Source organism: Dactylosporangium sp. NBC_01737 (genome assembly GCF_035963215.1).
Taxonomy (GTDB): Bacteria; Actinomycetota; Actinomycetes; order Mycobacteriales; family Micromonosporaceae; genus Dactylosporangium.
Genome location: NZ_CP109153.1, coordinates 13,104,485 through 13,121,615, shown reverse-complemented (window position 1 = coordinate 13,121,615; position 17,131 = coordinate 13,104,485). Strand labels below are relative to the sequence as shown.

21 protein-coding genes are annotated in these 17,131 nt (G+C 72.6%); 13 read left to right on the top strand and 8 right to left on the bottom strand.

All coding sequences use genetic code 11. From position 1 onward, the window contains the following. Positions 1-17 precede the first annotated feature (17 nt). Positions 18-395, top strand: coding sequence for a DoxX family protein (locus tag OHA72_RS60610; protein ID WP_327005121.1), 378 nt, complete (start codon positions 18-20; stop codon positions 393-395). Positions 396-606: 211 nt separating this feature from the next. Here OHA72_RS60610 and secA2 read toward each other — a convergent pair whose 3' ends face one another. Continuing rightward, on the bottom strand, positions 607-2,934 hold the full coding sequence (gene secA2, locus OHA72_RS60605) for an accessory Sec system translocase SecA2 (protein WP_327005120.1): 2,328 nt from the start codon (positions 2,932-2,934) through the stop codon (positions 607-609). 91 nt (positions 2,935-3,025) lie between these two features. Here secA2 and OHA72_RS60600 point away from each other — a divergent pair, with 91 nt between their 5' ends. Further along, a complete protein-coding gene (locus OHA72_RS60600) occupies positions 3,026-3,835 on the top strand; it encodes an NAD-dependent protein deacetylase (protein ID WP_327005119.1) in 810 nt (269 codons plus the stop codon). Between the two features lie 27 nt (positions 3,836-3,862). Here OHA72_RS60600 and OHA72_RS60595 read toward each other — a convergent pair whose 3' ends face one another. The 3 genes from OHA72_RS60595 to OHA72_RS60585 form a co-directional block, all read right to left on the bottom strand. Further along, the gene (locus tag OHA72_RS60595; protein WP_327011897.1) at positions 3,863-4,105 is read right to left on the bottom strand and encodes a 3-keto-5-aminohexanoate cleavage protein; all 243 of its coding nucleotides are present in this window, start codon (positions 4,103-4,105) and stop codon (positions 3,863-3,865) included. Beyond that, positions 4,102-4,596 carry a 3-keto-5-aminohexanoate cleavage protein gene (locus tag OHA72_RS60590; RefSeq protein WP_327005118.1) on the bottom strand — a complete coding sequence of 165 codons (495 nt, stop codon included), beginning with the start codon at positions 4,594-4,596 and terminating at the stop codon, positions 4,102-4,104. Before OHA72_RS60590 ends, OHA72_RS60595 begins: the two co-directional genes overlap by 4 nt. Positions 4,597-4,683: 87 nt before the next feature. Continuing rightward, positions 4,684-4,965: a DUF3040 domain-containing protein gene (locus tag OHA72_RS60585; protein ID WP_327005117.1), complete on the bottom strand. Its 282-nt coding sequence runs from the start codon at positions 4,963-4,965 to the stop codon at positions 4,684-4,686. A 238-nt stretch (positions 4,966-5,203) separates the two neighbouring features. Here OHA72_RS60585 and OHA72_RS60580 point away from each other — a divergent pair, with 238 nt between their 5' ends. Genes OHA72_RS60580 through OHA72_RS60565 form a run of 4 tightly spaced genes read left to right on the top strand, consistent with a single transcriptional unit; the run spans position 5,204 to position 8,844 of the window. Continuing rightward, on the top strand, positions 5,204-6,088 hold the full coding sequence (locus OHA72_RS60580) for a hypothetical protein (protein ID WP_327005116.1): 885 nt from the start codon (positions 5,204-5,206) through the stop codon (positions 6,086-6,088). A gap of 51 nt (positions 6,089-6,139) precedes the next feature. After that, positions 6,140-7,474, top strand: coding sequence for an AI-2E family transporter (locus tag OHA72_RS60575; RefSeq protein ID WP_327005115.1), 1,335 nt, complete (start codon positions 6,140-6,142; stop codon positions 7,472-7,474). A gap of 35 nt (positions 7,475-7,509) precedes the next feature. Continuing rightward, positions 7,510-7,947 (top strand): nitroreductase family deazaflavin-dependent oxidoreductase, encoded by a 438-nt coding sequence (locus tag OHA72_RS60570; RefSeq protein WP_327005114.1) that lies wholly within the window; start codon positions 7,510-7,512, stop codon positions 7,945-7,947. Between the two features lie 3 nt (positions 7,948-7,950). Then, on the top strand, positions 7,951-8,844 hold the full coding sequence (locus OHA72_RS60565; RefSeq protein WP_327005113.1) for a glycoside hydrolase family 88 protein: 894 nt from the start codon (positions 7,951-7,953) through the stop codon (positions 8,842-8,844). Positions 8,845-8,857: 13 nt separating this feature from the next. Here the strand turns inward: OHA72_RS60565 and OHA72_RS60560 are convergent, their stop codons facing one another. Further along, positions 8,858-9,349 (bottom strand): MarR family transcriptional regulator, encoded by a 492-nt coding sequence (locus OHA72_RS60560; RefSeq protein ID WP_327005112.1) that lies wholly within the window; start codon positions 9,347-9,349, stop codon positions 8,858-8,860. Positions 9,350-9,430: 81 nt separating this feature from the next. Here OHA72_RS60560 and OHA72_RS60555 point away from each other — a divergent pair, with 81 nt between their 5' ends. The 5 genes from OHA72_RS60555 to OHA72_RS60535 all read left to right on the top strand — a co-directional run bounded on the left by OHA72_RS60555 (position 9,431) and on the right by OHA72_RS60535 (position 12,804). Further along, on the top strand, positions 9,431-10,243 hold the full coding sequence (locus tag OHA72_RS60555; RefSeq protein ID WP_327005111.1) for an NmrA family NAD(P)-binding protein: 813 nt from the start codon (positions 9,431-9,433) through the stop codon (positions 10,241-10,243). A gap of 1 nt (position 10,244) precedes the next feature. Then, entirely contained in the window at positions 10,245-10,610 is a 366-nt protein-coding gene (locus tag OHA72_RS60550; protein ID WP_327005110.1) for a DoxX family protein, read from the top strand. Between the two features lie 145 nt (positions 10,611-10,755). Continuing rightward, positions 10,756-11,640 (top strand): IS5 family transposase, encoded by an 885-nt coding sequence (locus OHA72_RS60545; protein ID WP_327002749.1) that lies wholly within the window; start codon positions 10,756-10,758, stop codon positions 11,638-11,640. A gap of 86 nt (positions 11,641-11,726) precedes the next feature. Then, positions 11,727-12,149 carry an ester cyclase gene (locus OHA72_RS60540; RefSeq protein ID WP_327005109.1) on the top strand — a complete coding sequence of 141 codons (423 nt, stop codon included), beginning with the start codon at positions 11,727-11,729 and terminating at the stop codon, positions 12,147-12,149. Between the two features lie 22 nt (positions 12,150-12,171). Next, complete coding sequence (locus tag OHA72_RS60535; protein ID WP_327005108.1) at positions 12,172-12,804, top strand: TetR/AcrR family transcriptional regulator; 633 nt, start codon at positions 12,172-12,174, stop codon at positions 12,802-12,804. A 376-nt stretch (positions 12,805-13,180) separates the two neighbouring features. On the opposite strand, the gene OHA72_RS60530 is transcribed toward OHA72_RS60535, so the two are convergent. Beyond that, entirely contained in the window at positions 13,181-13,420 is a 240-nt protein-coding gene (locus OHA72_RS60530; protein ID WP_327005107.1) for a hypothetical protein, read from the bottom strand. A gap of 52 nt (positions 13,421-13,472) precedes the next feature. Continuing rightward, positions 13,473-15,185 carry an ABC transporter ATP-binding protein gene (locus OHA72_RS60525; RefSeq protein WP_327011896.1) on the bottom strand — a complete coding sequence of 571 codons (1,713 nt, stop codon included), beginning with the start codon at positions 15,183-15,185 and terminating at the stop codon, positions 13,473-13,475. A 170-nt stretch (positions 15,186-15,355) separates the two neighbouring features. Between OHA72_RS60525 and OHA72_RS60520 the strand changes: the two genes are divergently transcribed. After that, positions 15,356-15,787 carry a MarR family winged helix-turn-helix transcriptional regulator gene (locus tag OHA72_RS60520; RefSeq protein WP_442788798.1) on the top strand — a complete coding sequence of 144 codons (432 nt, stop codon included), beginning with the start codon at positions 15,356-15,358 and terminating at the stop codon, positions 15,785-15,787. A gap of 131 nt (positions 15,788-15,918) precedes the next feature. Beyond that, positions 15,919-16,182 carry a hypothetical protein gene (locus OHA72_RS60515; RefSeq protein ID WP_327005105.1) on the top strand — a complete coding sequence of 88 codons (264 nt, stop codon included), beginning with the start codon at positions 15,919-15,921 and terminating at the stop codon, positions 16,180-16,182. A 31-nt stretch (positions 16,183-16,213) separates the two neighbouring features. On the opposite strand, the gene OHA72_RS60510 is transcribed toward OHA72_RS60515, so the two are convergent. Continuing rightward, the gene (locus tag OHA72_RS60510; protein WP_327005104.1) at positions 16,214-17,095 is read right to left on the bottom strand and encodes a serine/threonine-protein kinase; all 882 of its coding nucleotides are present in this window, start codon (positions 17,093-17,095) and stop codon (positions 16,214-16,216) included. Positions 17,096-17,131 lie beyond the last annotated feature (36 nt).

Sequence of the window (17,131 nt, the reverse complement as noted above, 5' to 3'; positions counted from 1 at the left end):
GAGCACGAGGAGCACCCATGAACATCGCGCTGTGGATCGTTGCGGGACTGCTGGCCGCGGCCTTCCTGGCCGGCGGCGCCGTGAAGGTCGCCCTGCCGAAGGAGAAGCTGGCCGCGGCCGGCATGGGATTCACCGAGGACTTCAGCGACGGCGTCGTCAAGGCCATCGGTGTCCTGGAGCTGCTGGCCGGCGTGGGCCTGGTGCTGCCCGCGCTGCTCGGGGTCGCGCCGGTGCTGGTGCCCGTCGCCGCCGTCGGCGTGGCGCTGCTGATGGCCGGCGCGGCCGTCACGCACCTGCGCCGGCACGAGGCGCCGGCGATCGCGGTGAACGTCGCGATCCTGGCCCTGGCCGTCCTCGTGGCGTGGGGCCGCTTCGGCCCCGAACAGTTCGGCTGACCGCGCAGCGAAGCGACCGCCGCAAGGGCAGCGGCCGCCGCAAGGGCAGCGGCCGCCGCCCAGCGAAGCGGCCGCCGCAAGAGCAGTGGCCGCCGCGCGAAGAAGTGGCCGTCGCCGCGCGAAGAAGCGGCCGTCGCCGCGCGAAGAAGCGGCCGCCGCCGCAAAGAGCAGTGGCCGCCGCGCAGCGCGCGACGGCCACCGAGGCGCGGTGTCAGCTCTTCTTGACGCCCTTGCCGCTGCGGAACAGCTTGACCATGCCGGCGAAGAACCGCTCCATCTCCGAGCCGAACGGGTTGTCGCTGACCACGTAGGTCCAGGTGGCGCTCGGCCGGACCAGGCCGGCGTCGGCGGGCTGCCAGTCCGGCCCGTCGATCTCGAGCTCCTCGAACTCCTTGACCGTGCGGTCGTCGATCTCGGCGAGCAGGCCGCGGAAGGCCGGGATCGCCTCGCGGTGGAACTCGTCGAGCGGGTCCTGGGCGCCGAGGACGCGCAGGTGGATGCCCTCGCGCAGCTCGCTCATGTCGGCGAGGTGCTCCGACCAGGCGGAGTCGGCGTGGAACAGCGCGATCGTGCGGGCGATGCGGAGGACGACCTCCTCGCCGAGCTCCTCCGACAGCTCGTTGTAGCGGTCGGGGGCCCGCTCGGCGAGCAGCTCGCCGGCGGCGTCGGTGACGAGGAGCTCCTCGCGCCGCTTCGCGTGCAGCTGGCGGTGCTGGTCGAGCAGGTAGTTGTAGCGCCAGGTGTTGCGGTGGATCTCCAGGTTGACGGTCTCCGCGACGCGCTGCGCGGAGCCGATCGCCCAGCGGACGTCCTCGTCCTCGATGGCGCCTTCGGCGTCGGCCTGGCCCATCGGCAGCGGCTCGGGGCCGTAGCGCTGGATGAGCTCGTCCTCGAGGCTGACGAAGAACATCGACTCGCCGGGGTCGCCCTGCCGGCCGGCGCGGCCGCGGAGCTGGTCGTCGATGCGGCGGCTGTCGTTGCGGGCGGTGCCGATGACGAACAGGCCGCCGAGGCCCTCGACCCGCTCGCGGTCCTTCTCGTCGCTGCCGCCGAGGCGGATGTCGACGCCGCGGCCGGTCATCTGCGTCGAGACGGTCACGGCGTTGAACGAGCCGGCCTCCGCGACGATGCCGGCCTCCTTCTCGTCGTTCTTGGCGTTGAGCACGACACACTCGACGCCTTCCTCGGCGAGGGTGGCGGCGAGCTGCTCGGACTCGGCGACGCTGAGCGTGCCGACGAGGACGGGCCGGCCGGTCGCGTGCATCGCCACGATCTCGTTGACCACGGCGATGTCGCGCTCCTCGGCGGAGGCGTAGACGCGGTCGGGCCAGTCCTTGCGGACGTTGGGCAGGTGCGGCGGGATGATCGCGACCTCGAGCTTGTAGAACTCGCGGAGCTGGTCACCGACGGGCAGGGCGGTGCCGGTCATGCCGCAGATCTTCTTGTACTGCGTCAGGAACGCCTGGACCGTGATGGTCTGCAGGACGGTGCCGCCGCCGCTGCTGCGGATCTTCTCCTTGGCCTCCACGGCGGCCTGCAGCCCGTCGGGCCAGCGCCGCCGCTGGGCAACCCGGCCGCGGAACTCGTCGATGAGCTCGACCTTCTCGTCGCGGACGATGTAGTCGACGTCGCGGACCAGCAGCGACTCGGCGTGCAGCGCCAGGTTGACGGCGGTGAGGGCGTCGACCTGGTCGGCCGCGTAGAGGTCGACCCCCAGCAGGGCCTCGACCTTCGCCAGGCCCTCGGTCGTCAGGTGCACGGTGCGGCCGTCGTCCACGACGTCGTAGTCGTGGTCGCGCCGCAGGCCGCCGACGATCTCGGCGATCGCGACCGGCGAGTCCTTCTCGTCGATGGTCGAACCGGCCAGGACCAGCGGGACCTTGGCCTCGTCGATCAGGATCGAGTCGGCCTCGTCGATGATGACCGTGCCGAACTCGCGGTGCACCCGGTCGGCGGTGTCGGTGACGATGCTGTCGCGGAGCAGGTCGAAGCCGGCCTCGCTGACCGAGACATACGTGATGTCAGCCGCATACGCCTCGCGGCGCTCCTCGGGCGTGGAGGACTCGTTGACCCAGCCGACGGTGAGGTCCAGCAGCTCATAGACCGGGCGCATCCACTCGGCGTCACGGCGGGCGAGATAGTCGTTGACCGTGATCACGTGGACCGGGCCCATCGCGGCGTATCCGGCGGCGGCGATCGCGGCGGTCAGGGTCTTGCCCTCACCGGTGGCCATCTCCACGACGTGACCGGCGAGGAGCACCTGGGCACCGAGCAGCTGCACGTCATAGGGGCGCTCGTCGAGGGCACGCTTCGCGGCCTCCCGGCCGAGGGCGCACGCCTCGACGAAGTCCTGCGGGTCGTCCCGCTGGTGCAGCGCCGTGGCGGCAGCGCGGAGCTCGTCGTCGGTGAGCTCGGACAGCTCGGCCTCGCGCTCCTCGATCAGCGGCAGAAGAGCCTGCATCGGCTCGAGGTCGATCGTGGTGCCGGGCTGCTCCTGCAGCTTGCGACGCCACGCGTTGAATTTGCTCACCAAACCCATGGCCCCCACGATACGTCCCCGCCCGCCGGACGTGTGCGCCCCATCACTGCCACCGGCGAACCGGGCGGGAAACGCGAGGGACAATGACTGGGTGGAGCAGTTGAGCGGGCTCGTCCGGCGGGGCGGTGTGGTCGTCCTCAGTGGCGCCGGGCTGTCCACCGAGTCGGGCATTCCGGACTATCGCGGTCCGAGTGGGCAGCAGCGTAATGCGGCGCCGATGACCTACCAGACCTTCACCGGCGACCCGGTCGCCCGGCGGCGCTACTGGGCACGCAGCTACCTGGGCTGGCGCACGATCGCGGAGGCGGCGCCCAACGACGGGCACCGCGCCGTCGCCCGGCTGCAGCTCGGCGGGCTGGTCACGGGCGTCATCACGCAGAACGTCGACGGCCTGCACCAGGCCGCCGGCGCCGACCCCGTCATCGAGCTGCACGGCGGCCTGGACCGGGTCGTGTGCCTGGACTGCGGCGACGTGACCGCCCGGACCACCCTCGACGGGCGGCTGCGGGCGGCGAACCCGTCGTTCGCCGCGCTGAGCGGGGGCGTCAACCCCGACGGAGACGTCGACCTGACCGACGAGCAGGCCGCGGACTTCGCCGTCGTGGACTGCGACGGCTGCGGCGGGATGCTCAAGCCCGACGTGGTGTTCTTCGGCGAGCAGGTGCCGATGCCCCGCGTGGAGGCGAGCTTCGCGCTGGTGGAGGCGGCCGCGGCGCTGCTGGTCCTGGGCTCCTCGCTCACAGTCCTGTCGGGGCGGCGCTTCGTGATCCGGGCCGCGAAGCTGGGCGTGCCGATCGCCATCGTCAACCAGGGACCCACGAAGAGCGACGAGCTGGCCGGTGTACTGGTGGACGCCCCGCTCGGCAAGACCCTGCAGCAGCTGGCGGAACTGGTCGCCTGAGGTCGTACCGCCGCCGCGGGACGAACCTCAGCCGAGCGACGCCCACACGGACAGGGCGTGCCGGACCAGCTCCGCGTTGCCGCTGACCGGGGTGCCGTCGGGGGCGGTGAGGGTGTCCTCGAGGCCGATGCGGGTCGGCAGGCCGAGCCGGCCGGCGAGGGCGACCATCGGCCAGCACTGCTCGCCTTCGCCGTGCAGGAGCCGCTCGCCGCGCACGCCGACCTCGTCGAGGCGGGCCAGGATCGCCAGGGCGTCGGTCTGCGGCGTCATGACCTCGACGAGGATCCGTGGCAGGCCGTCCATGATGGACAGCGCCGAGGCGTCCTGCACCGACCAGACGCCGGCCTCGACCGCGACGGCGAGTGCCCGCAGGGTGGCGACCAGGTCGGTGAGGCCGGGCTCGGCGACGTTGACGGAGGCGAAGTCCGGCCGCCGCGCCGGTGGCAGCTCCGCCCAGCCGGCGACCGTGCGCTGCCGGGCGGCGACGTCCCGGCCGCTGATCCACAGCCCGGTGGTGACGCCGATCGGCGTGGCCGGGCAGGACCCGGGACCGCGGCCACGGCGGCGCCCACGTCGGCGGCGTCGAGCGACTCCCGCCCGTCGGCGTCGCGCGGGTGCAGGTGCACGGCCTCGGCGCCGGCGGCGACCGCGTCCCGCGCGGCGACGGCGAGCTCGGCGGGCGTGCACGGCAGGGCGGGGTGCGCGCCGGGGAGGCGGCCGCCGTTCAGGGCGACCTTGATCCGGGCGATCGAGGGCAACACGGGACAAATTCTACGCAAATGCGCCGGGCAGTGCACGGACCCCCGACGGCCGGCGGTGGCCTTCGGGGGTCGGATGTGCGGAGTCGTTTATGGGGTGACAGGGGGTTCTGGCTGGTGCAGCGGCCGCCAGGTCCACACGCCCCCGGCGACGCCGACGGCGCAGATCGCCAGGACCGTGCCCGCGACGCTGCCTGCGGCCAGCCCGACGACGACGCCGAGGACTCCGGCGACGGCGATGGCGACCGCGGTGATGCGACGGGGTGTGACTCGGCGGGTCATCGCCCGGTTGAACCCGTTGACGAACCGCGTGTCATTGCGCAGTGCGGCTTCGATGTCCGCGAGCCGCTGCTGCTCGCTCTCGCTGAGCATGATGCTCAACCTCCTCCGACGGGCCTGCCCGGTGCGCGACGTGTACCCGCTCCGCTCGATGGTCACACACTTCTGCGGGTTTAGGGTCGGTCGATCGGCGCCAGTGGGAAACTCCCAGCCTGCCACGTTGTGATCTGACCAGGTAAATGCACCATATGTCGCTTCTCGCGTCCTGCGGGCCAGGGTTCGGTGTGCCATCCTCTACGGCGATACACGTCAGGCATCGGGGAGGACGATCGTGGATCCGTCGCAGCAATGGCCGTACCCGCAGCAGGGCCAGCCGGGTCCGCAATATCCGCAACAGCAGCCACCCGCGCAGTACCCGCAGCAGCAGTACCCGCCGCAGCAGCCGCCGGCGCAGTACCCGCAGCAGCAGCAGTACCCGCCGCAGCAGCCGTCCTACGGGAACCAGCCCTACTCGGCGGCGCCCTACAACATCGCGCCCAACTCGGCGGCGCCGTACAGCGGACCGCCGGCGAACCCGTATGCGCAACCGGCCACGGGGCTGATCACCGTGCCGCCGCAGCGCTCGCGCAGCCGGCTGCCGATGCTGGTGATCGCCGCGGTCTGCCTGCTCGCCCTGCTGGCGGTGTCCATCGTGGTCGTGGCGCTGTCGAAGAACAAGAAGGAGCCGGTTGCCGGCCCCGGCACGGCGCCGACGTCCTACGCCGGCCCGGTCGATCCGTGCCTGGTCGGCACATGGAACCAGACCAGCTACCAGAAGGTCGTCGACCTGACGGGCACCGATGTCGACAAGCGTGAGGGCATCGGCAAGGTCAAGATGACCGGCGGCGGCAAGCGGTGGACGATCAAGGCCGACGGCACCGCGGTCGAGGACGACGCCAAGACCGTCTACGCCGGCACGGACGACAAGGGCCGCAACATCAACGCCACGTTCTCCGGCAGCACCGACTGGTCGATCAAGACCGTCGGGCGGACGATCGAGTACGCCGGCAAGGAGAGCACCTCCTCGGTGGTCATCTCCGTCGACGGTCGCAAGGCCGGCACGATCAACCTCGAGCCCAACCTGGACCCGAACAACTACACCTGCGTCGGCGACGTGTGGCGCACCTCCAGCGCCAAGGACCCCGACTCGTTCGCCCGGTACGACAAGGTCAAGTAGCGGCGCGAAACCCCTCGATTGGCGTCGCCCGTCGGGGGGTACAGCGGGAGCATGACCTGGATCGCGCAAGTGTCCGACCGTGCGAAGGCGCGACTGACCACGGCCCGGCGGACCGGCGTCGTCCCCGAGTTCCGCCGGGAGCTGCCCGACCGCGACGTCCTCGTCGTCGACCAGCGCTCCACAGTGGACGACGGCATCCCGCACGGTGTCCGGGTGGCCGGCGCGTGGGCGTGGCGGATCGTGCTGTTCATCCTCGCCGCGTACCTGCTGCTGCGGCTCATCGGCGCCCTGCGCCTCATGGTCATCCCGGTCGTCGTCGCGCTGCTGCTCGCGGCGCTGCTCGAACCGGCCGCCGCCGGCCTGCGCAAGCGGGGCGTGCCCAGGTCCCTCGCCGCCACGCTCGTCCTCGTCGGCGGCCTCGTCGTGGTCTTCGGCGGCCTCGGCGTCATCGTGCAGACCTTCATCGCCCAGTTCGACAGCCTCAGCGAACAGGTCGCCGGCGGCGTCAACGAGATCCGCGACTGGCTGTCGAGCGGGCCGCTGCACGTCTCGAAGGAGCAGATCGACTCCGCGATCGACGGGATCGGCGCCCAGCTGTCGGCGAACCGTGGCGCGCTCACCTCCGGCGCCCTGACCACCGCCACCACCATCACCGAGGTCCTCACCGGCTTCTTCGTGGTGCTGTTCACGCTGTTCTTCTTCCTGCGCGACGGCGGGCAGATCTGGGAGTTCCTCTGCCGCCTGCTGCCGCGCCCGGCCCGCCTGCCGGCCGCCCGCGCCGGGCACTACTCGTGGTTCACGCTGGTGTCCTACGTGCGGGCCACCGTCCTCGTCGCGTTCGTCGACGCCGTCGGCATCGGCATCGGCCTGGCGATCCTGCGGATCCCCCTGGCACTGCCGCTCGCCGCGCTGGTCTTTCTCGGCGCGTTCATCCCCGTCGTCGGCGCGACCCTGTCCGGCGCGGTCGCCGTGCTCGTCGCCCTGGTCACCAAGGACCCGCTGCACGCGCTGCTGGTCCTGGCCATCGTCATCGCCGTGCAGCAGCTGGAGGGGCACGTCCTGCAGCCGCTCATCATGGGCCGCGCGGTCTCCCTGCACCCCCTGGCCGTGATCCTCGCGATCACCACGGGCGTGGTCGCCGCGGGCATCGTCGGCGGCCTGGTCGCGGTGCCGCTGCTGGCGGTCGGCAACACCGCCGTGCGATACCTCGTCGCCCATCCCGACGGCGAGCCGACCCCGGACAAGGAACCACCGGGCACCCAGCCGTCCGACGAGTCCGACGGCGGGCCCATCGCCTCGGATCCCGCCTCGGATCCGGTGGCCTCGCCGCCGGGGGAGGACCTGCCTGACGCGAAGACCTCCGGCAGCACCAACTCCCACGAGTAGTGTTGATCCGCACTGTCACACGTGAGGAGCCGTGCATGCCGCTGACCGGAGAATACGCACCAGGCGCCGCGGACTGGGCCAACGAACAGGCTCAGCTGTTCGAGCGGACCAACGGCGCGGAGGGCAACACGCTGCGCGGCCGCCCGATCATCCTGCTCACCACCGTCGGTGCGAAGACCGGCAAGCTGCGCAAGAACCCGCTGATGCGGGTCGAGCACGACGGGGAATACGCGGTGGTCGCCTCCCAGGGCGGCGCGCCGACGCATCCCGTCTGGTATCACAACCTCGTCGCGCACCCGCAGGTCGAGCTGCAGGACGGCCCGGTCCGCAAGGACTACACCGCCCGTCTCGTCACCGGCGAGGAGCGCGCCACGTGGTGGAAGCGCGCCAACGAGACCTGGCCCGACTACGAGGCCTACCAGGCCAAGACCGACCGGGTGATCCCCGTCTTCGTCCTCACGCCGCAGAGCTGAGGGGTGCTCGACCCGGTTCTGCTCGCGCTGCTGGCCATGCAGCGCCACTCGTGGGAGCAGGGCGTCGCCACGCACGCCCTGCTCGACCTCGGCCACGCCGGCCTGGCCCGGCTGCTCGCCCTCGACGCCGTCGTGCACCAGAGCGCCGACGGCCGGCTCGGCACGGTGGGGGAGGAGTCCGGCTCGGTCAACGGCGCGGCCTGCGGCGAGGCCCTCATCGGCCACCCGGCGCTGGACGCCCAGCTCGACTGGCTGCTGTCCCGTGCGCCCCGGGCCGCCGACGGCACCCTCTTCCACGTGATCGGCGGCCGCGAGGTCTGGGCCGACACCGTCTACATGGTGGTGCCGCTGCTCGCCGCCACCGGCCACGCCGACGAGGCCGCCCGGCAGGTGGCCGGGCACCGGGAGCGGCTGTGCGACGGCGGGCTCTACGCGGCCCAGTGGGACGAGGCCACCGCGACCCTCACCGCCCCAGGGCACTGGGGCACCGGCAGCGGCTGGGTCGCCGCCGGCATCGCCCGGGCGCTGCGCTACGACCCGTCGCTGCGGCCGGCCCTCGCCGGCCACGCACGGGAGGTCCTGGACGCGTGCCTCGCGCTGCGCCGCCCCGACGGGCTGTTCGGCAACGTCCTGGACGACCCGGCGTCGTTCCCCGAGGCGAACGTCGCGCAGATGCTCGCGTACACCGCCTGCACCGGCGTCGCGGACGGCTGGCTGCCACGCTCGTATGCCGCGGTGGGCCGCTCGCTGCTGGCGTCGGTCGCGCCGCTGGTGACCGGGGAGGGCCTGGTGACGCAGGTCTGCGGCGCCCCGATGTTCGACCGGCCCGGCACCTCCGCGGAGGCCCAGTCCTTCCACCTCCTGGCCAGGGCCGCCGCCGCCCGGCTCGACGGCTGACGACGCCCGCGGCTCAGTCCGCTTCGGCCAGGGCGTCGGTGGCCTGGCGGCCCGCCGCGGTGGCCCGGTCCAGGAACTCGGCCAGCAGCTCCAGCTGCGCCTCGTCGTAGCCGGCGCAGAGGTCGTCCATGGCGGTGTTCATTCCCGTGTACAGGTGGAAGACCTCGGTGTTGCGCTCCTTGAGGGCGCGGACCTGGACGGCCCGGCGGTCGGCAGGGTCGCGCTCGCGGGTGATCCAGCCGGCCCGCTCCAGGCGGTCCAGGACGCCGGTCATGGTCGCCGGGTGCTGCCCGGCGCGCCGGGCGAGGGCACTGGGGCTCATCGGGCCGTGCCGGTTGATCAGGTCGAGGCAGTCGAAGTCGGCGTCCTTCACGCCGAGCCGCCCGCCGACCTGATGGTTGAGCAGCGACAGCTGGATCGACAGTTCCCGCAGCGACTCCTTGATCGCGGTCGTGGAGCGCCGCCGCTGCCGCTTGTCGTCAGGCGACTGTGATACGGAACTCATAAGATCTCGATCCCTGTTCCATATATTATGGAACTCATACGATATCGGTTGTCGAAGACACGATACCCGGAAAGGACCACGATGATCCTGATCACCGGCGCGACCGGCGTGATCGGCCGCCACCTCCTGCGCACCCTCATCGAGGCCGGCGAGCCCGTCCGGGCCGTCACCCGCGGCGCCCCGCTGCCCGGCAGCGTCCCCACCGTCGAGGCCGGCCTCCACGGCGTCACCGCGCTGTTCCTGCACCCGCGCGTCGCCGGCGAGCGCGCGCCGCAGATCCTCGCCGCCGCGCGGGCCGCCGGCGTCCGCAGGGTCGTCGCGCTCACCGCCATGAACGTCGATGACCCCGAGGACCAGCAGCCGTCCCGGCTCGCCGGTGACCGCAACGCGGAGCTGGAGGTCGCCGCGCGCGACAGCGGCCTGGCGTGGACCACGCTGCGCGCGGCCTCCTTCGCCGGCAACACCGCCCGCGCGTTCGGCCCGCAGATCAGGGCCGGTGCGACCGTGCGGTACCCCTTCCGCGCCTTCCAGGAGTCCCTCGTGGACGAACGCGACATCGCCGAGGTTGCGGCGCTGGCCCTGCGCGACGGCACCCTGGCGGGGCGGGCCCTGGAGCTCACCGGCCCGCAGTCGCTGACCCACGGCGAGCAGGTCGCGACCATCGGGGCGGTGCTGCACCGTCCACTGTGCTTCGAGGAGGTGCCCGCCGAGGCCGCGGCGCGGCAGCTGGTCGCGCAGGGCATGCCGCCGGCGTTCGCCGCGGCGCTGATGGAGCGCTACGCCCGCCACCCCGACCGGCCGCAGCACGCCCCGACCGGCGTCGTCGAGCAGGTCCTCGGCCGCCCGGCGACCCCGCTCGCCGGCTGGGTCGCCGACCACGCGGACGCGTTCTGACGTGGGCGCCGCCTACGTCACCGTCGCCCTGGTCACCGCCGCGGCGAACCTGTTCTCCGGCACCTGCGCGGTGCTGCACTTCCGGCCGATCCTGCCCGGCATGGCCCGCGCCGGCGTGCCCACGTCGTGGCTCACGTTCCCGATCGGCGTGCTGAAGCTCGCCGGCGCCGCCGGGCTCGTCGCCGGCCTGCTCACCGGTTCCGCCCTCGGCACCGCGGCGGCCGCGGGCCTGGTGCTGTTCTTCGCCTGCGCCGTGCACACGCACCTGCTGGCCGGCGACCTGTCGGCGCAGTTCGGCCTGGCCGTCGGCCTGCTGGCCCTCGCCGCCGCGACCGTCGCCCTCGATCCCGCCCTCAGCGTCGGCTAGGTCGTGTTTCGTAAGGGGTCGATGTTGCGGCGTGGCGGTGATCGATAACTGAAGAGGTCTCCGGTAGGTGGTTTAGCGACCAAGCAAAACCGAATACCAGACCGGAGACCTCGTGCCGAGCGTAGCGGCAGCGAGGCGCCATGACATGACCGACGTGCAGTGGGCGGTGCTGCAACCGTTGCTGCCTGCGGGAAACGGTCGTGGGCGTCCGCGGAAGTGGGCAGTCAGAGATGTCGTCGACGGGATCCGGTGGCGGGTCCGCGCCGGGGTGCCGTGGCGGGACGTCCCTGCCGTGTACGCGCCGTGGCAGACGTTGTACCGGTGGTTCCGGCGCTGGCAACGCGACGGGACGTGGGCGAAGATCCTGGCCGCGTTGCAGACCCTGGCGGACGCGGCTGGGAAGATCGGCTGGACGGTCAGCGTCGATTCCACGGTCAGTCGCGCGCATCAGCACGCTGCCGGCGCCCGCCGGGACGCGCACCTGCAGAAGGAGCCACCAGACGGGGTCGGCGGTGCCGAACCGGCCGATCATGGTCTAGGCCGCTCTCGTGGCGGGTTCACCACCAAGACCCACCTGGTCTGCGAGCAGGGCCGCAAGACCCTCGCGGTGGTCGTGACCGCTGGGCAGCGCGGGGACAGCCCGCAGTTCATCCCCGTGCTGGAACGCATCAAGGTGCACCGCATCGGCGGCGGCCGGCCACGGACGCGTCCCAGCCTGATCCTGGCCGACAAGGCGTACACCAGCAGAGGCAACCGCGGGTACGCCCGCCGCCGCAAGATCCGCGTCTGCATCCCGAGCAAGGCCGACCAGGACGCGCACCGTAAAGCCAAGGGGTCCAACGGCGGGCGGCCACCCGCCTTCGACCCTGTCGTCTACCGGTTGCGTCACGCCGTCGAGTGCGGCATCAACCAGCTCAAACACCACCGGGCCATGGCCACTCGGTACGACAAGCTCGCCGTCCGCTACGAAGCCACCGTCACCATCGCCGTTATCAACCAATGGCTCCGAGCCTTACGAAACACGACCTAGAACCCCGCCCCGGATCCTTCCAGCGAGCTTGGGTCCCGCGCCGGTTCGGATGGAACGTGGTTCTATCGAACTGCTGAGGAGGCACCATGGAGACAACCGAGAGGCTCGTCCGCGACCTGCTCGCCGCGATCAACGAGGGCGCGGTGGACCGCATCGGACCGCTCGTCGCCGAGGACTTCGTCGATCACGGCGCGCCGCCCTGGGCGCCCAAGGGTCGCGCCGGTTACCTGCAGATCATGGGTTTCCTGACCGGCGTGCTGCGGCTGCGCTTCGAGCTGCACGACCTCGTCGCGTCCGGTGACCAGGTGGCGGTCCGCGCCACGGCCCACGGCGTGCACAACAGCGGCCACCTCGGCTTCGCCGCGACGGGGAAGCCCTACGCGATGATGACGATGCATCTGTACCGCTCCACCGGCGGCGTCCTCGTCGAGCACTGGGGCGTCCGCGACGAGCTCAGCGCCCTGTGGCAGGTCGGCGCCCTGCCGGTGCCCGAGCCGGTGGCGCTGTAGCCATGACGGGGCGGCTGTAGCCATGACGGGGCGGCGGTATTCCAGTGCGGTCCGGGCGGAGCAGACCCGCGCCACCCGCCAGCGCGTGATCGCCGCCGCCCAGGCGCTGTTCCTGCGCCGCGGCTACACCGGCGCCACCGTCGAGGCGATCGCGGCGCGCGCCGGGTGCAGCGTCCAGACGGTCTACAACACGGTCGGCGGCAAGGCCGCGGTCCTCAAGGCGGTCTACGACACGATGCTGGCCGGCGACATCGAACCCGTGGCGATGCTGGAGCGTCCGGCCGCCCTCGCGATGCGCGCGGCGCCGGACCCACGGGAGCTGCTGGCCCGGTACGCGCGGATGGGCCGCGACATCACCGAGCGGGTCCTGCCGCTGCTGCCGATCCTGCTCAGCGAGGGCGCGGCCGGCGACCGCGACGTCAAGGCGCTGATCGACACGACCGAGGCGGAGCGCGCGATCGGCACCGCGACCGTGGCGGCGACCCTGCAGGAGCGCTTCGGCCTGCGGGTCAGCGTCGAGGAGGCCGCCGACGTGCTGTGGACCCTCACCGCGCCGGAGGTGGTGCTGCGCCTCGTGCACCGCCGCGGCTGGACCCTGGACCGCTTCGAACGCTGGCTCGCCGAAGCCATGGCCGACGCCGTCCTGCCCCGCTGACCCCCGCCGCCGATACGCCCGGTGTTGCCGCGCCCGGAAGCGCCCGGTCTGCCCGCGCCCGGAGGCGCCCCGTCGTCGGCGCGCTCGGAGGCGGCGGTGTCGCCGCGCCCGGAGGTGCCCCATCTGGCCGCGCCGGGAGACGCCCGGTCTGGCCGTGGCTGGAGGCGTGCCGGTGTTGCCGCGCCCGGAAGCGCCCGGTCTGCCCGCGCCCGGAGGCGCCCCGTCTGCCCGCGCCGGGAGGTGCCCCGTCTGCCCGCGCCGGGAGGCGCCCGGCTGCCCGTGGCTGGAGGCGTGCCGGTGTCGCCGCGCCCGGAGGCGGCGGTGTCGCCGCGCCCGGAGGCGGTCGGCGGAGGGGTGCGGCGGCCGGGGCGGCCGATCAGCGCTGGCGCTGGCGCCAGGTGGCGAGCGTCGCCTCGAGGCGGCGCTGGTTGCGGCTGCCGCCCGTGAGATTGCGGCGGACGCGCCCGTAGAGCCAGACGGCCCCACCGACCACGACCGCGCCGACGATGAGGTAGAAGGCGGCACCGAGCAGTGCGTTGAACAGCCATACGGCGATCGCGCCGACGACGAACAGTCCGACGACGACGGCGACGATCCCTGCGAGGACTCGACCCATGCCTCCAGCATGCGCCGGCCGCGGCGGCCTGCGCATCGGGGAAGTCACTGAGTCAGGCGGCCAGGGCCGCATACGGGCCGGCGGCCTCGAGCAGCGCGGCGTGGGTGCCCCGCTCGATGACGCGGCCGTGGTCGATGACCAGGATCTGGTCGGCGTCGCGGACGGTGGAGAGGCGGTGCGCGATGGTGATCGTGGTGCGCCCCTCGGCGAGGGCGTCGAAGGCCCGCTGCACGGCGCGCTCGGTCTCGGTGTCCAGGGCGCTGGTCGCCTCGTCGAGCACGAGGATGCGCGGGTCGCGCAGCAGGGTGCGGGCGATGGCGATGCGCTGCTGCTCGCCGCCGGAGAAGCGGTAGCCGCGGGAGCCGACCATCGTGTCGTAGCCGTCGGGGAGGCGGGAGATGAGGTCGTGGATCTGGGCGGCCTTCGCGGCCTCGACGAGCTCGTCGTCGGTCGCGTCGGGCTTCGCGTAGCGCAGGTTCTCCCGGATGGTGGTGTGCAGCAGATACGTCTCCTGGCTGACCACCCCGACGATCTCGGCGAGGTCGGCGAGGCGCACGTCGCGCAGGTCGACGCCGTCGATGGTGATCCGGCCGCCGGTGGGGTCGTGCAGCCGGGCGACGAGGGAGGCGATGGTGGACTTGCCGGAGCCGGTCTCGCCGACCAGGGCGAGGGAGGTGCCGGCGGGCACGTCGAGGCTGATCCCGGCGACCGCGGCGGCGTCGCTGCCCGGGTAGCTGAAGGTGACGTCCTCGAAGCGCAGGTGGCCGCTGGTCGTGGCGCGGGGCAGCGGCACCGGGTGGGCCGGGTCGTCGACCTCCACCGGCAGGTCGAGGTATTCGAAGATCCGCGCGAACAGTGCCAGGGAGCTGGTCAGCGACACACCGACGCCGAGCAGGCCCATGAGCGGCCGGAACAGCGCGGACTGCAGCGCGGTGAACGCGACCAGGGTGCCGATGCTCAGCGAGCCCGCGGTCGGTGGCAGGCCGGCGCTGAGGTAGATGACCGCGGGGATCGCGGCGAAGATGATGCTCATCGAGGCCATCCGCCAGCGCCCGGCGAGCTCGGAGCGCAGCTCCAGGTCGATCAGCCGGTTGGACGACGCGGTGAACCGCTCGACGAGGGCGGCGCCGGCGCCCATGGTCTTGCTCAGGCGCACGCCGCTGACGGAGAGGCCCTCCTCGATGGTGACGTTGAGGTCGGCGAGCTCCCGCTGGCGCGCGGCGGTGATCTCGCGGCGCATCCCGGCGACCTTGCGGGTGAGGTAGATCGCGGGAGGCAGCACGACGAGGGAGACCAGCGACAGCCGCCACGACAGCGCGGCCATGGCGACCGCGGTGGTGATGGTGGTGGTCAGGTTCGACGCGACGGAGGTCGCGGTCGAGGTGACCACGCTCTGCATGCCGCCGATGTCGTTGGTGATGCGGGACTGCACCTCGCCGGTCCTGGTGCGGGTGAAGAACCCGACGGACTGGCGCTGCAGGTGGGTGAAGACGTCGGTGCGCAGGCGGTGCATGACCTGCTGGCCGACCCTGGTGGAGATCCAGGTCTGCACGACGCCGAGCGCGGAGGTGACGGCGGCGACGGCGACCATGCCGACGACCAGCCAGATCAGCAGCGTGGTGTCGCGGCCGGGCAGTGCGACGTCGATGACCTCGCGGAGCAGGAACGGCGACGCCCCGCCGAGCACGGAGGAGACGACGATGATGGCGACGACCGCGGTCAGCGGGCCGCGGTGGGCGGTGAAGAGGCGGCCGATGCGGGCCAGGGAGACGTCCTTGGCCTGGGCCTTGTTGCGGGCCTTGTCCGCGGCGCTGAGCTCACGGTTGCGTGGGGGTCGCTGGGGGAGTTGGGGTTCCAAGGGAACTCACCTTCTGCAGGGGACGTTTTGATGAGGTTACCTCACTATGAGGCTCCAACACCAACCCCTGCTACCGTATTCCCGTGAACGACGCCGACGATGGCCGTGATGAGGGTCTCGCCGAGGCGTTCTGGAGCGTCGCCCGCCGGCTGCGGCACCTGACGCACGAGACCCTCGAGCCGATCGGGATCACCCCCGGGCAGTCCCGCGCCGTGGCGGTCCTCATGCGGCACGGGGTGATGCGCCTGAGCGAGCTGTCCGACCACCTGCGCATCGCGCCGCGCTCGACCACCGAGGTCGTCGACGGGCTGCAGGAGCGCGGCCTGGTCGAGCGCCGCCCCGACCCGGCGGACCGGCGCGCCACCCTGGTCGCGCTGACCGACACCGGGCAGGCCACCGCCGAGGCGATCCGCACCGCCCGGCACGCCGAGGCCGAACGTTTCTTCGCCAACCTGGACGCCGCCGACCGGACGACCCTGGCGAGGATCCTGAAGACCCTGAAGTCGTAGCGCCGCGACCGGCCGGCGGGTTCGGATCGTGGTCGACGCAGCGCCGAGCGACAAGTGCGTGGCCGGGCGGACGTCCGGCGTTCACCGATGCGCCGCCGATCGCACGCAAGATCGTTGCAAGATCAGCGACCATGAAATCGGCGCGCAACCTCGGCTGGCGGCCCGCATTCGAAGCGGACCGCGGCGACGCTGAGGGAGAGGTCGTCCTGGGCGCCGGCGTCGCCTCACGACTGGCCGATCCGTCCAGTCCGGGCCTTGGCACAGCGGCCACGTTGGCAGGTGGCGGCGGGCTGGGAACGGTCCGGTTGGGGGCGGACCTCGAGCTGCGGATGCCCGGCACCTCACCGACCGGCCACTACACGTCCGTCCTCACGCTCACCTTGATCAGCCCCTGACCCGCCCGGCGGACTCCACCGGCCCGCCGCGTCAGACCGCCAGGGTGGGCGCGTCCAGAGCGGCCGGGACGGGCGCCGGGCGGTGGGCCAGGACCGGCGGGACGTGGACCGGCACGTCGACCGCGGCGGCGAGGATCAGCGCGAGCGCGACCGCCGTCGGGCGGCACTCCGGGACCTTCGACAGTGACGCGGCGCACAGCTCGGCGATCTCCGGTGGCAGCCCGGCGATCGGCGGCAGCTCGGCCGGCGGGGTGTGCCGGTGCGCGTGCAGCACCTGCTCGTCGGTGCCGACCGGCCACGGGATCCGGCCGGTCAGGCACTGGTACAGCAGGACACCGACGGCATAGACGTCGGTGGCGGTACTGGCCGGGCCGCCGTCGAGCCGTTCCGGCGCCAGGTACGCGGGGGTACCGAACAGGATCCGCTCCGACGGGTGCCCGACCCGCGCGGCGACGCCGAAGTCGAGGATCTTCGCGCCGGCCGCGGTGAGCACGACGTTGGCGGGCTTCACGTCGCGGTGCACGATGCCGTGGCTGTGCGCGGCGGCAAGGCCGGCGCCGACCTCGGCGCAGATGCGCCCGGCGACCTGCCAGTCGAGCGGGCCGTCCCGCATGGCCTCGACGAGCAGCGGCCCCTCGACGAGCTCCATCACCAGGTACGCGGTGCCGCGCCCGCCGCGGCGGGACGTGCCGAAGTCGTAGACGGCCACGACGTTGGGGTGGGCGAAGCGGGCGCCGGAGCGGGCCTCGTTGCGGGCCCGGTCGAACGCGTCAGGGTCGGCGGTGTGCTCGGGGGTGAGCAGCTTGACCGCGACGTCCCGGTCCAGGACGTCGTCGTGCGCACGCCAGACACTCGCCATGCCGCCCTGGCCGAGCTTCGCGCCGAGGCGGTACCTCCCACTCAGACACCGCATGGATACCTCCTTCCCGGATCGCCGGTGAACCACACG

What these genes read in the sequence shown, in the direction of transcription:
- OHA72_RS60610 (WP_327005121.1), top strand. Translation starts at nt 18, where the DNA reads ATGAACATCGCGCTGTGGATCGTTGCGGGACTGCTGGCCGCGGCCTTC.
- OHA72_RS60545 (WP_327002749.1), top strand. Translation starts at nt 10,756, where the DNA reads ATGACCGACGTGCAGTGGGCGGTGCTGCAACCGTTGCTGCCTGCGGGA.
- OHA72_RS60595 (WP_327011897.1), bottom strand. Translation starts at nt 4,105, where the DNA reads ATGACGCCGCAGACCGACGCCCTGGCGATCCTGGCCCGCCTCGACGAG.
- OHA72_RS60560 (WP_327005112.1), bottom strand. Translation starts at nt 9,349, where the DNA reads ATGAGTTCCGTATCACAGTCGCCTGACGACAAGCGGCAGCGGCGGCGC.
- OHA72_RS60510 (WP_327005104.1), bottom strand. Translation starts at nt 17,095, where the DNA reads ATGCGGTGTCTGAGTGGGAGGTACCGCCTCGGCGCGAAGCTCGGCCAG.
- OHA72_RS60535 (WP_327005108.1), top strand. Translation starts at nt 12,172, where the DNA reads ATGACGGGGCGGCGGTATTCCAGTGCGGTCCGGGCGGAGCAGACCCGC.
- OHA72_RS60585 (WP_327005117.1), bottom strand. Translation starts at nt 4,965, where the DNA reads ATGCTCAGCGAGAGCGAGCAGCAGCGGCTCGCGGACATCGAAGCCGCA.
- OHA72_RS60555 (WP_327005111.1), top strand. Translation starts at nt 9,431, where the DNA reads ATGATCCTGATCACCGGCGCGACCGGCGTGATCGGCCGCCACCTCCTG.
- OHA72_RS60575 (WP_327005115.1), top strand. Translation starts at nt 6,140, where the DNA reads ATGACCTGGATCGCGCAAGTGTCCGACCGTGCGAAGGCGCGACTGACC.
- OHA72_RS60540 (WP_327005109.1), top strand. Translation starts at nt 11,727, where the DNA reads ATGGAGACAACCGAGAGGCTCGTCCGCGACCTGCTCGCCGCGATCAAC.
- secA2 (WP_327005120.1), bottom strand. Translation starts at nt 2,934, where the DNA reads ATGGGTTTGGTGAGCAAATTCAACGCGTGGCGTCGCAAGCTGCAGGAG.
- OHA72_RS60570 (WP_327005114.1), top strand. Translation starts at nt 7,510, where the DNA reads ATGCCGCTGACCGGAGAATACGCACCAGGCGCCGCGGACTGGGCCAAC.
- OHA72_RS60530 (WP_327005107.1), bottom strand. Translation starts at nt 13,420, where the DNA reads ATGGGTCGAGTCCTCGCAGGGATCGTCGCCGTCGTCGTCGGACTGTTC.
- OHA72_RS60515 (WP_327005105.1), top strand. Translation starts at nt 15,919, where the DNA reads ATGAAATCGGCGCGCAACCTCGGCTGGCGGCCCGCATTCGAAGCGGAC.